General features: G+C 64.7%; 12 protein-coding genes and 1 pseudogene. 5 read left to right on the forward strand and 8 right to left on the reverse strand.

What is annotated here, in order from left to right; translation table 11 throughout:
* From A5663_RS23615 to A5663_RS16725, 3 genes and pseudogenes are all read left to right on the forward strand, one after another.
* Window positions 1-220, forward strand: a pseudogene (locus A5663_RS23615) (TetR/AcrR family transcriptional regulator); the annotation flags it as partial.
* 251 nt (window positions 221-471) lie between these two features.
* Entirely contained in the window at window positions 472-1350 is an 879-nt protein-coding gene (locus A5663_RS16720) for an alpha/beta fold hydrolase (RefSeq protein WP_068151396.1), read from the forward strand.
* 80 nt (window positions 1351-1430) lie between these two features.
* Window positions 1431-2894 carry an MFS transporter gene (locus A5663_RS16725; protein ID WP_068151371.1) on the forward strand — a complete coding sequence of 488 codons (1464 nt, stop codon included), beginning with the start codon at window positions 1431-1433 and terminating at the stop codon, window positions 2892-2894.
* 3 nt (window positions 2895-2897) lie between these two features.
* Here A5663_RS16725 and A5663_RS16730 read toward each other — a convergent pair whose 3' ends face one another.
* Window positions 2898-3326, reverse strand: a complete 429-nt coding sequence (locus tag A5663_RS16730) for an SRPBCC family protein (protein WP_068151374.1) — start codon at window positions 3324-3326, stop codon at window positions 2898-2900.
* 190 nt (window positions 3327-3516) lie between these two features.
* Between A5663_RS16730 and A5663_RS16735 the strand changes: the two genes are divergently transcribed.
* The gene (locus tag A5663_RS16735) at window positions 3517-4704 is read left to right on the forward strand and encodes a spermidine/putrescine ABC transporter substrate-binding protein (RefSeq protein WP_082974198.1); all 1188 of its coding nucleotides are present in this window, start codon (window positions 3517-3519) and stop codon (window positions 4702-4704) included.
* A 20-nt stretch (window positions 4705-4724) separates the two neighbouring features.
* Here the strand turns inward: A5663_RS16735 and A5663_RS16740 are convergent, their stop codons facing one another.
* Window positions 4725-5159: a hypothetical protein gene (locus A5663_RS16740; protein WP_068151376.1), complete on the reverse strand. Its 435-nt coding sequence runs from the start codon at window positions 5157-5159 to the stop codon at window positions 4725-4727.
* Window positions 5160-5365: 206 nt separating this feature from the next.
* On the opposite strand from A5663_RS16740, the gene A5663_RS16745 reads away from it, so the two are divergent.
* Window positions 5366-5827 carry a hypothetical protein gene (locus A5663_RS16745; protein ID WP_156744517.1) on the forward strand — a complete coding sequence of 154 codons (462 nt, stop codon included), beginning with the start codon at window positions 5366-5368 and terminating at the stop codon, window positions 5825-5827.
* Here A5663_RS16745 and A5663_RS16750 read toward each other — a convergent pair whose 3' ends face one another.
* The 6 genes from A5663_RS16750 to A5663_RS16775 are packed head-to-tail and all read right to left on the reverse strand — an operon-like array spanning window position 5828 to window position 13334.
* Window positions 5828-7360, reverse strand: a complete 1533-nt coding sequence (locus A5663_RS16750) for an MCE family protein (RefSeq protein ID WP_068151382.1) — start codon at window positions 7358-7360, stop codon at window positions 5828-5830.
* Window positions 7360-8541, reverse strand: a complete 1182-nt coding sequence (locus A5663_RS16755) for an MCE family protein (protein WP_068151402.1) — start codon at window positions 8539-8541, stop codon at window positions 7360-7362. Before A5663_RS16755 ends, A5663_RS16750 begins: the two co-directional genes overlap by 1 nt.
* Window positions 8542-8546: 5 nt before the next feature.
* Window positions 8547-10028, reverse strand: a complete 1482-nt coding sequence (locus A5663_RS16760; RefSeq protein ID WP_369816651.1) for an MCE family protein — start codon at window positions 10026-10028, stop codon at window positions 8547-8549.
* A complete protein-coding gene (locus tag A5663_RS16765) occupies window positions 10019-11101 on the reverse strand; it encodes an MCE family protein (protein WP_068151388.1) in 1083 nt (360 codons plus the stop codon). The genes A5663_RS16760 and A5663_RS16765 overlap by 10 nt, the downstream gene beginning before the upstream one ends.
* The gene (locus A5663_RS16770) at window positions 11101-12123 is read right to left on the reverse strand and encodes an MCE family protein (RefSeq protein WP_068151392.1); all 1023 of its coding nucleotides are present in this window, start codon (window positions 12121-12123) and stop codon (window positions 11101-11103) included. Before A5663_RS16770 ends, A5663_RS16765 begins: the two co-directional genes overlap by 1 nt.
* Window positions 12120-13334 (reverse strand): MCE family protein, encoded by a 1215-nt coding sequence (locus A5663_RS16775; protein WP_369816650.1) that lies wholly within the window; start codon window positions 13332-13334, stop codon window positions 12120-12122. Before A5663_RS16775 ends, A5663_RS16770 begins: the two co-directional genes overlap by 4 nt.
* Window positions 13335-13418: the final 84 nt, after the last annotated feature.

Raw genomic sequence — 13418 nt, forward strand, 5'->3', positions numbered from 1 at the left:
GACCGGCACGCGGCAGCGGCTCATCGACGTCGCCGTCATGCTGTTCACCCGGCACAGCTACGCGGGCACCTCGCTGCAGATGATCGCCGACGAGTTGGGCTTCACGAAAGCCGCCATCTATCACCACTTCCGGACGCGTGAACAACTGCTGGCCGCGGTGCTGGAACCGATGTTCGCGCAGTTGCGAGCGATCATCGACGCGGCCGAGTCGCAGCGAGGTGCCCGCGTAGCTGTGCCGGGTGAACAGCATGACGGCGACGTCGATGAGCCGCTGCCGCGTGCCGGTCGTCTCGGCATCAACCAGCGCCATGGGAGACTCCTTTACGATCGACAAGGAGTTTACTAGCCGATCGTAAAGCTTGTCGCTCGGGTCTCGCACACAAGTGCACGTTCAACGCGGCCAGGCTTTCAGATGGTGATACTCCGGGCCGTTTCGGGGTAGATAGTGGGCTACGGGAGGGTTCCATGCTCATGACCGAGCTGAAGTATCTGGAGTTGCACGGCGATCGCGTCGCGTACCGAGACGTCGGCGATGGCCAGGAAGTCTTGCTGCTGATTCACGGGATGGCCGGCAGTTCCGAGACGTGGCGAGCGGTGATCCCCCAACTGTCGCGCCGATACCGCGTTGTCGCCCCCGACCTGCTCGGGCACGGGCAATCGGACAAGCCGCGGGGCGATTACTCCTTGGGCGCGTTCGCGGTGTGGCTACGAGATCTGCTGGATGAACTCGGCGTCTCTCGCGCCACCATCGTCGGCCAATCGCTTGGTGGCGGCGTTGCCATGCAGTTCGTTTATCAGCATCCGGATTACTGCCAGCGTCTCGTCTTGATCAGCAGCGGTGGCCTCGGCCCCGATGTCGGCTGGACGCTTCGTCTGCTGTCGGCGCCGGGGGCCGAGTTCATCCTGCCCGCCATCGCGCCGCCACCGGTTCTGACGGTCGGCAACAAGCTGCGCGGTTGGTTCAGGAAGGCCGGAATCCAATCCCCCCGCGGAGCGGAAATGTGGAGTGCGTACTCGTCACTTGCCGACGGAGCGACCCGCCACGCATTCTTGCGGACGCTGCGCTCGGTCGTCGACTATCGCGGCCAAGCGGTCAGCGCCCTGAATCGACTGAACGTCGCCGCCGGGGTTCCGATCATGGCCATCTGGGGCGACGAGGATCGAATCATCCCGGTCGCTCATGCGTACGCGGCGCACGAAGCCCGGCCGGAATGTCGGTTGGAAGTGCTCGAAGGTGTCGGGCACTTCCCCCACGTCGAACGGCCCAGCGAGGTGGTGGACCTGCTCGACGACTTCATCAACACCACGAGTCAGCAGGTCGATGCACCCGCCGGCCGCAGCGATCAGTAGCCACCCACCGCCCAGCCGCAGCACTACCGCCATCCGCAGACATAATCGATCGAAGAGGTCGGCTAACGAACGGAGCGGGTGTGGTCCAAACCGGCGTGACACCCTCTCCCACGATCGGCCGCGAACGCCTGTTGGTCGCCGCGCTGTCCATCGTCGTGCTCACCGTCGCGGTCTTACAGACCGCGGTCGTCCCGGTGCTCGGCGTGATCGCCGACCAACTGGACGCCTCCATCGTCGGCGTGAGCTGGGCCGTCACGGCGAATCTGCTGGCGGCGGTCGCGGCCACCCCGTTACTCGGGCGCCTCGCTGACCTGCACAGCAAGCATCGGGTGCTGTTGAGTGTGCTCGTCGTCGTGCTGATCGGATCAATACTCGCCGCCACCACTTCGTCGCTGAAACTGCTAGTCGTCGCTCGTGTTCTGCAGGCGGCGTCTTATGCCCTCTACCCGATCAGCATCGCGATCCTGCGTGAGGAGCTTTCGCCGGAGCGGCTGATGTCGGCGATGGCGGTGTTGTCCGGAACGCTGGGTTTCGGCGGTGGGACCGGCCTCGTCGTCGTCGGCCTGCTGATGAGCGGTAACGCCGGTTACCACCGGGTGTTCTGGCTGACGACGGCATTCACCCTCATGGTCATCGCGATCGTGCTGCTGGTCGTGCCCCGGCGTCCGCGCAGCGTGGCCGGGTCGATCGACTGGCTCGGAGCCGCCGGCCTGGCGGTGGGACTGTCCGCACTTCTGCTGGCGATCACCCAGGGCCAGACCTGGGGCTGGATATCACCGGCCACTATCGGCTGCGCGCTCGGCGGAGTGGCGGTGCTGAGCGCATGGTGGTGGTGGGAGCGGCGCGCCAGGCAACCGCTGGTGTCGACGACGATGCTCGCCCGGCGGCCGATCATGCTCACCAACCTCGCCACGATCTTCGTCGGCATGGGGCTGTACTTCGCGTTCCTGGGGTTGACCCTCTTCGTCCAAATACCCCGGGACGCAGCGGGTTACGGCTTCGGCGCGACGGTACTGGAAGCGAGTGTCGTCTATCTGCTGCCCGGTGCGTTCACCGGATTCGTCGTCGCGTTGATCAGCGGCAGGTTCATCGACCGCTTCGGGGCCCGGCCGGTGCTACTGGTGGCGGCGGTGGCCGGCGTCGCCGGATTCCTGTTCATCACCTTCGCCCATTCGCATACGTGGCAGATCGTCGTCGCCAGCATCCTGGCGAACGCCTACATCAGCCTCGGCTACGGCGCGCTGCCCGCGCTGGTGGTCAACGAAGTCGACGCCGGCGAAACCGGGGTGGCAACCGGCGTGAACGCGATCGCGCGCACCATCGGCAGCTCGATCGCGGCAGCGCTGGTCGCCATGCTGCTCAGCCGGTCGGCGCCCGGCACTGAGGTGCCGATGGAGAGCAGCTTCTTCGCGATCTTCCTCGGCGGCGCAGTGACGGCCGCGTTGGCGTTGGTGTTGATCGCGGTGTCGCGCCCGTCGTCACGGCCGACGGCCTCCGAGGAGGCGCGCTACGAATCGCGCGCCATGAACCACGAATGGGGCTGACGGTCAGCGCAGTGCGGCGAGGTTGGCGACCGACTTGCGCACGTCGGACTCGATCACCTTGGCGACCAGGCTTCCGATGCGGGTGTTCAACAGCCCGCCGGACAGGTCGGCGACCACCTGGAACGTCGAACCCGACTTATCTGGGCGCACACACAGCGTCAGCGAGATGCGGATGCCCGGCCGGCCACGCCCGCACAGCTCGATGACCTTGGGCTCGTCGTATCGGGTGACCTGCCAGTGAATGGTGTTGCGGAAGCCCTTCACCTTGATCAGCGAGGACACACACGTACCGACCTCGATGTCCGCGGGCACCTCACTGCGCCATCCACCGAAAATCGTCAGCCATTCATCGAACCGGCTCAAATCCGACGCCAGAGCCCACGCCTGCTGCGGGCTGAGATCCGACGACACCGAAACGTCCACTGATGCCATGCCCACTGACGTACCCCGCGAAGCGGCACCGGTAAACGGTGCTGAGCGAATTCGGGTGCTGCTCACCTTGCCAGTTGCTTGCGAGGGGCCGCCCGATCCGCGATTGTTTACCCACAGCCGCGTCCAGTTGCGGCAAGACCACCGCTGCGCATTGTCGGCAACGCTTTCCTTCGGCGAAAGGCACAACGCGATGTCCGCACACCCAGAAGCGATGGGTCGCTGCCCTGCCTGCTCCACCGCCAAGCACACCTCGCGTCGACGATTCATCGGCGGAGGTGCCGCCTGCGCCGCCGCGTTCGCGCTCGGCCCGTCGTTCCTGGCGGCCTGCGGATCGGAAACCAACACATCGGTGAGCACCACCGAAGAGGGTGGGCCGGCAAGCGGTACGTTGCGCATTTCGAACTGGCCGCAGTACATGGCCGACGGATTCATCGCGGCCTTTCAGCATTCCTCGGGAATCACCGTCGACTACAAGGAAGACTTCAACGACAACGAGGAATGGTTCGCCAAGGTCAAAGGTCCGCTGTCGCGCCGACAGGACATCGGTGCCGACCTCGTTGTGCCGACGGCCTTCATGGCCACGCAGGTACGCAAGGTGAACTGGCTCAACAACTTCAGCGACGACGGCATCCCGAACAAGAAGAACCTGCGTCCCGACCTGCTTGATGCGAAGATGGATCCGGGTCGAAAGTTCAGCGCGCCGTACCTGTCGGGCTTGGTCGGTCTCGCCTACGACCGGGCCGCCACCGGCCGTGACATCACCAGAATGGAGGATCTGTGGAATCCGGCGTTCAAACACCGCGTCAGCCTGCTCGCTGACTTTCAGGACGGTCTGGGCATGGTCATGCAGTCGCAGGGCGCCGACCCCGCGTCACCCACCACCGAGTCGGTGCAGAAGGCGGTCGACCTCGTTCGCGAGCAGAACGACAGGGGGCAGATCCGCCGGTTCACCGGGAATGACTATACGGACGATCTAGCGGCCGGCGATGTCGTTGTCGCGCAGGCCTATTCGGGCGACATCGTGCAGATGCAGGCGGGCAACCCCGAACTCCGATTCGTGGTCCCGGAAGCCGGCGGCACCGACTTTGTCGACACCATGGTGATCCCGTACACGACACAGAACCAGAAGGCGGCCGAGGCGTGGATCGATTACGTCTACGACCGGCCCAACTATGCCAAGCTGGTCGCCTTCACGCAGTTCGTTCCGGTGCTCTCGGAGATGACCGACGAGCTGGCCAAGATCGACCGGAACATCGCCAGAAACGAGTTGATCAACCCGCCAGCGGCCACCCTCGACCGGATCAAGACATGGGCGCCACTCGATGACCGGCAGAAGCAGCAGTACGCCGCGCTATACGCTGCGGTCACCGGCGGTTGACGTTGGCCAGATTTTGCCGGCTACAGGCGCGCCAGCGTGAACGGATAGCTTAAGGTGCCCCCCGGCGCACCGTCACAACCTGTCGCGGAAGACGACTGAAGGGTGCCCGAGCGGGTCGAGACGTCCCAGGAATAGACGTCGCGCGTCGGGATAACCGGCCCGTAGTAGATATTCCCGCAACGTAATCCATCAGGTACGTCGACCGCCAACGTGTACCGGCCATCGGCCAATCGGGCATCTCCCTGGTACGGAAAGGCCTTGCCGTTGGGCTGCGGTATCGCCTGGACATGTAGGCAGTCACCCGGACAGCGCGAGATAGCCCACAGCCAGGTGTGAAAGTCGAAGCGGCCCTGGATCACCAGGTGGAAGTTTCCATACGCCGTGTCGGCATGGGCACTCGGCGGAGCCAACAGGACGGCGAAGGCGAGGACGATGCCCCACCATGCGGCTCTCACGGCGCCTCCGAACAATTCAGCGCGGTCATGGTCACGCCCATTCTCGGCGGTGATGACACCGCAGCCCCGGCTTGTCCCGCTGAGCGGGCAGCCGACATCGTGGGCGCCGCCACGGCTCTAACTTCTTGACGAACAACTGAGGTGAGGAGCTGGCGATGGGTGTGGCCCGGATAGCGACTTGCGCGCTCGTCCTCACGATCCATGGTATGAGTTGCGCTGCAACCGCGCAGGCTTCCGATGACGAGTGGGGCCTCAACGGCACATACACCGCCACGTCCAACGGCGAATACGCCAAGACCAACGAAGTCTTCCGCGACGAGGCCAGCCTGCGCAGCACCTGGACCATCTCGACGACCTGTAGTTACCCCACCGAGTGCACCGGTACGGTCGCCAGCGACTTCGGTTGGACGGCACCGATTTCCAAGACGAGCGGCGTCTGGTACGTCAAGCACACCGTCGACAACTGGGTGCCGTGCCAGGACGGCACCTCCGCGCCCGGACTTCAAGTGTTCAGGTTCGTGCCTGTCGTCGAGGACGGCAGCATGACGGATCCGGCATCGACGACGCTGGCCGGCGAGGACCAGACGACGAGCCCCAGCGGCGCCTGCGGGGTCAGCAAGCCAGTGTTCATCAACATGCCGTTCAAGCTCGTCAAAGCGGGCACCTGACTATCGGTTTCTCGCCACCAACAAGTCTTTCCACGACCGCGGACCCGCCGGCGAGACCAGATCGGCCTGCCGGAACACCTTTCCGTCCGGCGTAGCGTACTGACCGGTCTGCGGATCGTATGTCGCGAAGGCGACCGACGGACCGGGTGCGGTGGATCGCGACGAACTCGGGGCCACGACGGGAGCCTGCGGTGTCTCCGGCGATGCCGGCGCACCTGGCGGTGGCATCGGCGTACCTTGCGTTGGCGCGTAGATCCGTTCGTCGAAGTCGACGCGGTCGTCGGGCGGAACGCCCTGAGCGATCAGAGCCGGGTCGATCGGGTACGGGCCCACCGCATGCTGGCGAATCGCCAGGGGCTCGAACGGCTTGTCGCTGCGGCACATTTCGACGGTGGGCGCACGCTTACCGGGCTGCCCCATGCACGGGTAGTTGCGCGCACCGCGGACCCCGATGGGCGAATCCTGAGGCAGCTTGCAATAGAGACCGTCCGGCGTGTCGACGACGGTTTCGTCCTCGGGTGAACGCCACATGTTCGGCGGAAGGAACCCGACCGTGCAGGCGGGTGGGTCGTTCATCACGAGCGTGAAGTCGCCCAGCGCCATGCCCGTTGGATTGTTTCGCGACACGCCGACTGTCTGTGTGGCGGCGACGTAAGGCGGGAACAAAACCAGAAGCTGTTCGAGGGACGCGTGATACGTCACGCCGACCTGCCCAACGGCGGTCAGGTTCGCCAGCAGCACCGGCAGAGTCGCTTTGACGCCGTTGAACAGACGCGAGGCCTCGTCCGCCGCACCGGCGCCCACATCGAGGATCGTGCGAATCTGCGGGTCGTTGGCAGCGAATTGTCCGGTGATGCCCGCGACGCTGCGCGCCCAGGTGCGGATGTCCTCTGCCGACTGCGCTTGGCCGTCGAGTAGCGGTCGGCTGTCGTGGATCAGGGATCGGGTGTGATCGGAGACCGCGTTGCCGTCGCCGACGATTCTGGCCGAGGAGTCGAGCAGCGAGCCCATGTCGTAGCCGGTGCCGTCGAGGCCCTTGAACGACTCGTCGAGCAGACCGCTGATCTTGTCCTTCGGGATGCTGTCGACCAGAGCGCTGACCTGATCGAGCATCGGGCCGACGGCTTGCGGAACCGACGTGTGCTGACGGGTGATCACCGAACCGCCGTGCAGATAGGGTCCGACCGCATCGTCGGGGACGAGGTCGACGTACTGTTCGCCGACCGCAGACACGCTGCGCACAGCGGCTTTCGTGTCGGCCGGGATCTGCTGGGAGCTGTCGAGTGACAGTGTGGCGACAGCGCCGTCGCGAGTGGGTCGGACATCGAGGACCTTGCCGACCTGAACACCGCGGTACGTCACATTGGAGAACCGGTAGAGACCGCCGGTGCCCGGCAGCTCCAATTGCACTGTGATGCGGCCGATTCCCAACAGCGTAGGCAGCTGCAAGTAGCTGAACACCATCAACCCGACTCCGACGAGCGCGGCGACGGTGAAGATGATCAGCTGGGTGCGGATGAAGCGGGTCAGCATCAGTGGCCGTCCTCTGTCGGCGCCGGCGCCGCTTCCGCACCCGCTTCCACGAGAGGTGGGATATCGGCGACCTCGCGAGGCGCCGGCGTGACCGGCGCCTTCAACGGATCCAGGGTGTAGGTGAGATACCACGGGTCGCCCGGAGCGGGCACCATCGGCGCCCCTTCCTGGCCCCACCTGGTGCCGAGGAACAGCCCGCGCTTCAGCCGCGGAATGGTGAAATCGAAGGTGATGAACTGATTCATGTAATCGCCGCGGATCGCCCGGTCGATGAAACTCTGCGTATAGGGGAAGGTCGGCGCGTAGGCCAGCACGGTTCCCAGGTTCGGCCCGACATCGGCGAGCGCGCGCAAAGACGGTTCGAGGTTGGCGAGGTTGCGCACCAGATCTTCTCGGGTGTCGTTGATCAGACCGGTGGCCGTGTCGCTGAAGCGGCCCAACTTGGTCAACGCTTCGGTGATACGCGGACGCTCGTTGGCTAGCACGTCGAGTGCGGGTGGAATCCGGTCCAGCGCAGTGGTGATCACATCGCGTTGCGACGCGAAGGTGCCCGACAGCCGGTTCAGCGCAGCGATAGAGGCGTTGATGTCGGCACGCTGGGTGTCGAGCATTCCCACGAAGTCGTTGAGCCGGGTCAGCAAGCTCCTTATCTGAGGTTCGCGGCCGTTCAGCGCGGCATTGAACTCGCGGACGACATCGCCCATCTGCCCGAGCCCACCACCATTGACCACGACCGACAGCGCTGACAGCGTCTGCTCGGTGGACGGGTAGGTCGAGGACTTGTCCAGGCCGATGGTCGCGCCGGGTCGGAGCCTGCCGCTGGACGACTGGCCCGGGGGCGGGTCGAGCGCCAGATGCATCGAGCCCAGCAGACTCGTCTGCCCGACGGTGGCCACTGCGTTCGCCGGTATGACGACATCGGGTTTCACCGACACCTCGACGTCGGCATGCCAGTTGCGGACCTTCATCGCACCGATGCTTCCCACGACGACGTCACCGAGCATGACCGGTGAATTCGGTTCCAGACTACCGACATTCGTGATCACGACATGGTAAGCGGTGGCACCCTGCCCTCGGCCGACGGTGCCCGGCAACGGCAGCGAGTTCACTCCCTCGAACGAACACCCGCTCAGGAGTGTGCCGCACGACGCCATGACGAGCAGTGGGCGAAGCCATTTCATGACGGTCACGACGGCGGGGCACCTTCCGTGGACGGGTGCGGCGCCGGTGGCCCCGCGGGAACTGGCGCCTCGGCGGGCAGCAGCAGGTCTTGAACTGACGTCGGCTGCGAGACGGGAGCCGCCGGCGCTCCGGGCGAGATCGGAGCGCCGGGAAACAGCGCGGGTTGAGGCGATGCCGGCAGGCCGGTCGCGCTGTAGGCGCCGGGAGGCCCTGGCGGGGTGCCCCAACCGGCCGGCGCTGGGACGTCGCCGGCCCCCGTGAAGGCCGACACCGCCGGTGAAGGCTCCGGTGGTAGTTGAGTGCCGCCGGCCCCGCCGGGAGCCAGGGCTGGATCCGAATACACCAGATTGCCCGGGCTCGGCGACTTCTGCAGATAGGCGTTGAACGGCAACGGCAGGTAGTTGAAGTTCATCAGTCGCAGTGCGGGTCCGAGGTATTGTGCGCAGATCTTCGAGGTCTCCGGTGCCGTCGCGTTCTTCACCGCGCCGATGGCCGAACAGATCAGTTGAACCGGGTTGGCGAAGTTGCCCAGCGCGAAGCCGCCGATCATGGTTCCGGTGTCCGGGTTATAGATGTTGTAGCCGTTGCCGATTGCATTCGGCGCCACATGCAACACGTTCTCCAGCGCCAGCCGGTTGTCCGCAAGGTTCTGTGTCACATCCGCCAGCCGTTCAACCTGTTCTGCTGTCTGATCACGGCTTCCGGCGATGAACCGCTGCACCTCACCGACCGCTTCGGCCAGATGGGTCAGCGCCTCGTCGAGATCGGATCTGCTCGAGTCCACCACGCTGCTCACCGTTGCGAGGCGATCTTGGAACTCCACGATCTGCGAGTTGCTGTCGCGCAGAGCCGTGACGAATGTCTGGAGATTGCGGATGATGTCGACGATGTTTCCGCTGCCGTTCGCCAGGATGCGGCCGACTCGGGACAACTGTGTGATGGTTTCATGGAGCTTGTCACCGTTGCCGTTCATCGCGTTGGCGGCGCTGTCGATGAAGCGGCTGACCGACGTCTTCGACATGTTCCCCGTGGGGCCGAGATCGGTTGCCAGCCGCGTCAATTGAGATTTCACCTCGTCCCACTCGACTGGCACGGCGGTCCTTTCGAGACCGATCACCGCCCCGTCCGGCAGGGTTGGCCCGCTGGTCTCGTAAGCGGGTGTCAGCTGGACATAGCGTGCCGAGACGAGGTTTTGGGCGACGATGACGGCTTTGGCGTCGGCTGGTATCGGTATGTCGCGGTCGACGGTGAGCCGCATGCGCGCCTGCGCGCCGTCGGGCTGAATCGATTCGATGGCGCCGACCTTGACCCCGGCGACGCGCACCTCGTCACCGGGGTAGATGGCCGTCGCTGAGGTGAAGTACGCCGTGATGGTCTTGGGGGCGAAGAACTGCTGCCGCACGATGACGATGGTTCCGGCGACTAAGAGGCCGACCAGCGTGATCAACAGTGCGGTGCTGAGCAGCTTGCGACGGGTCACCGGGATCCTCCTGGAATACCGTTGCGCGGGAACGGGAATTCGGCACGTGGTCCCGCGTTGTCCGGCGGCTGGCCTGCGTTCGCACCGCGGCGATAGCCAAGTGCGTAGTCGAGGAACGGTTGAAGCGCCTGTGCGGGCAGTAGATTTCCGACGAAGGCGTTGTAGTAGAAGCCGTTGTTCACCGCCTCCCCCTGCGTGACCTGATACTTCGCCAGGCCGGTGAGTGCCTTTGCGATGTTGTCGCGGTTGCGCTCGAGCATCTCGTAGACGGAGTTCAACTTCTGCAGTGTCGGCGCGAATTCCTGCTCGTTGTCGGCCACCAGGCCCGTCAGCTGCCGGGTCACAGAGGACGTGTTGGCCAGCAGGTTCACGATCGCGTAGCGGCGCTGCTCGAGGACACCCATCAGGTCGTCGGCATTGAGGATCAGCGTGTTGAGCTGCTGGCTGCGTTCGGAGAGCACGCCGGTCACCGAGGCGGCGCTGTTCAATAGGGCGCCCAGCGACTCGTCTCGCGTGTTGAGCGACTGCGACAACCTGCTGAGCCCGTCGAACGTGGGACCGAGCTGGGGCGCGATCCGGTCGATCGTCTCGGACAGCGTGTCCAGAGCTCGGTTCACCGAAGCGGTGTCGGTAGTCGCGGTGTTCGCGGTGAACTCGCTGACAGCGTCGGTGAGCGAATACGGCGACGACGTTCGCGAAACCGGAATCACGTCGGCGGGTTTCATCGTCTCCTCGCCGGCAGGATCGAGCGTCATCATGCGTTCGCCCAGTAGGGTTCCGGTGCGGATGTGTGCGGTGGTCTTCGATCCGAGCCTGAGCGTGCCGTCGACGGTGAACGTGACCAGTGCCTTGCCACTGGCCAGTGTCACGTCGGAGACCGATCCGACTTTCACTCCCGAGACCTTGACGTCGTTCCCCGACGCCAGTCCGCCCGCCTCGGTGAACAAGGCTTGGTACCGAACCGAGGTGGCCCACGACCACAATCGTTCGGGCTGCAACCCCACGGCGATGACGAGCGTGATCACCGCCACACCGATGAAGCCGGCTCGAATCAGCGACGAGCTACGGTATTTCAGCATCAGGGCTCAGCACACCTTCCCGTGTTTTGAATGATCCAGGGGAAGTAGGCGGTGCGGCCCTGCAAGTCGGTGACGCGCACCGACAACCCGCACAGGTACTGGTTCAGGAAGCTTCCGTAGGCGCCCAGCCGGACCAGCTTCTTGTAGTTCGCGGGCGCCTTCTGCAGCGAGATGTCCAGCAGCGGTTTGTCTTTTTCCAGCAGCGGAGCAATGCGGTTGAGTTGGTCGATGCTGCCGGCCAGCGGCGGACGCGCCCCGGTCAGCAGATCGGCCAGTGACGCGGTGCCGTTGTCCAGCGCGGTGATCGCCTCGCCGATCGGATCGCGGTCAGCCGCCAGCCCGCTCACCAGTTTCTCGAGCCGACTGACGGCACCGGAGAACTTGTCTCCGTCCTTGGCCAGGGTGGTCATCACCGCGTTTAGGTTGTCGATCAGCTGCTGGACGGTCTGTCCGTTGTCGGCGATCGCTGCTGAGAACGACGCCGTCTTGGCGAACAGCGACTCGGCGTTACCGCCCTGTCCTTGAAAGATCTGGATCAGCGAGTTGGTCAGTGCATTGACATCGTCGGGGTTCAGCCCCCGGATCACCGGCTTCAGACCCCCCAGGAGTAGGTCGAGGTCGAGCGCAGGTTCCGTCCGGTCGGTCGGAATCTGGGTGCCCGGCGGCTGAATCCGTGTCGAGCCCGGTCCATCGAGCAGTTCCAGGTAGCGGTCGCCGACCAGGTTGAGGTAGCGGATAGCCGCTTTCGTGCCCGTGGTGAGCGCGATGTCCGAAGACGCGTCGAAGGTGACGACGACCGAGTTGTCGGGCTGCAGCGAGACGTTGCTGACTGTACCGACACGGATACCCGAAACCCGGACGGAGTCACCGGGTTTCAGGCTCGATACGTCGGTGAACACCGCGGAGTAGTCGTTCGCCGATCCGGTGCGGTACTGGCCGAAAATCGCGAACAGTGCGGCGGTCAGCAACAACATGACCGCACCGAACACGCCCAACTTGGTTGCCGTTGCGACGCCGCTCATCCCGGCTGCCCGGTCTGTGCGGTGTTGCGCGGCGGCCCGTCGAGGGGGCCGAACAGGGCCTGCTTGAGAGCATCGGAATTAAGCAGGATGCCCTGATTGCCGTACTGCGCGCGACTGGCGTCGATATCGCTGACGACATAGGGCGCGCGTGTCTCGTAACCGATGTCGGGCAGGCGCCCGCACTGCGGACCGCCTTTGGCGGCCACTTTGGGAAGGTTCCCCGGATAGCGGTACCGCTCGGAACCCAATACGAAGGAGTCGAGGAGCAGCACCCCCGGAACGGGTGACGGCGGGGCGGTGGCCAACGGAATCATGCCAGCCAGAACGCAATTGAGAGCTGGATGGTACTGATTGGTGAGGTCGGTCGTCGGCACGAGCAGATGGAGGACGTCTGTGATCGCCTGCCCGTTGCTGCCCACTACGTCATTGCCGATCTCGGCGAACCCCGTGGCGCTCAACAACAGGGCGTCCAGCGCATCACGTTTCTCGACGATCGTGTCGCTCATCCGCGTGGCACTGTCGATGATCGTCGTCAGTGCAGGCGCCGCATCGGCATAGGCATTGAAAACTTCAGGAGCGGCCGAGATTTCGTGGCTGAGGTCGGAAAGGCTGGGGTTGATCTTCGCGAGCATCGCATCGAGATCGACGAGCATCTGACCGAACTTTGCACCCCGCCCGCTCAGGCCGGAGGCCAGAGCACCCAACGTCTCATTGAGCTTAGCCGGCTCGATCCTGTTCAACACCGAGACGAGTTGCTCGAAGATGGTGTTGATCTCAACCGTGACATGGTGGGCATCGAGCACCTGTCCTGCTCGCAACTCCTGCGGGGATGGGTCGGGCGGCGGGACCAGTGCGACGAACTTCGCTCCGAACACGGTCGAGGACGTGATGTCAACGCCTACGTTTGCCGGGATCAGTCCCATCGTCGACGGGTCCATCGCGAGGTGAATTGCGGCTTTCCCGTTCGGAAGAGTGTCGATCTTCTCGACTGTGCCGACCTGCGCGCCGTGCAGCTTGACCTTCGCGTCCGTGTTCATCACCAGGCCGGCGCGATCGGCGATGACCGTGACGGGCGCGGTGTCGGTGAAGTCCCCACGGAACAGCGCGACGGCGAGGGCGACGATCGCCGCGATGGCGGCCACGGTCGCGAGACCGGCCGCCGGCCGCGCGTAGTCGCGGCGACGAATCTGTGGCTTGTAGTCGTGGGTCAATGTGGCACTTATCCCGACAGGTTGAAGTTGCCGTTGGAACCGTAGATGGACAGGGACACCAGCAGGGTGACCGAGACGACGACG

It is taken from the genome of Mycobacterium sp. E740, from assembly GCF_001672895.1.
Taxonomy (GTDB): Bacteria; Actinomycetota; Actinomycetes; order Mycobacteriales; family Mycobacteriaceae; genus Mycobacterium.

Bases quoted from the DNA above. Each gene is read 5' to 3' on its own strand.
- A5663_RS16720 (WP_068151396.1), top strand. From the start codon at position 472: ATGACCGAGCTGAAGTATCTGGAGTTGCACGGCGATCGCGTCGCGTAC.
- A5663_RS16730 (WP_068151374.1), bottom strand. From the start codon at position 3,326: ATGGCATCAGTGGACGTTTCGGTGTCGTCGGATCTCAGCCCGCAGCAG.
- A5663_RS16735 (WP_082974198.1), top strand. From the start codon at position 3,517: ATGTCCGCACACCCAGAAGCGATGGGTCGCTGCCCTGCCTGCTCCACC.
- A5663_RS16745 (WP_156744517.1), top strand. From the start codon at position 5,366: ATGAGTTGCGCTGCAACCGCGCAGGCTTCCGATGACGAGTGGGGCCTC.
- A5663_RS16750 (WP_068151382.1), bottom strand. From the start codon at position 7,360: ATGCTGACCCGCTTCATCCGCACCCAGCTGATCATCTTCACCGTCGCC.
- A5663_RS16755 (WP_068151402.1), bottom strand. From the start codon at position 8,541: ATGAAATGGCTTCGCCCACTGCTCGTCATGGCGTCGTGCGGCACACTC.
- A5663_RS16765 (WP_068151388.1), bottom strand. From the start codon at position 11,101: ATGCTGAAATACCGTAGCTCGTCGCTGATTCGAGCCGGCTTCATCGGT.
- A5663_RS16770 (WP_068151392.1), bottom strand. From the start codon at position 12,123: ATGAGCGGCGTCGCAACGGCAACCAAGTTGGGCGTGTTCGGTGCGGTC.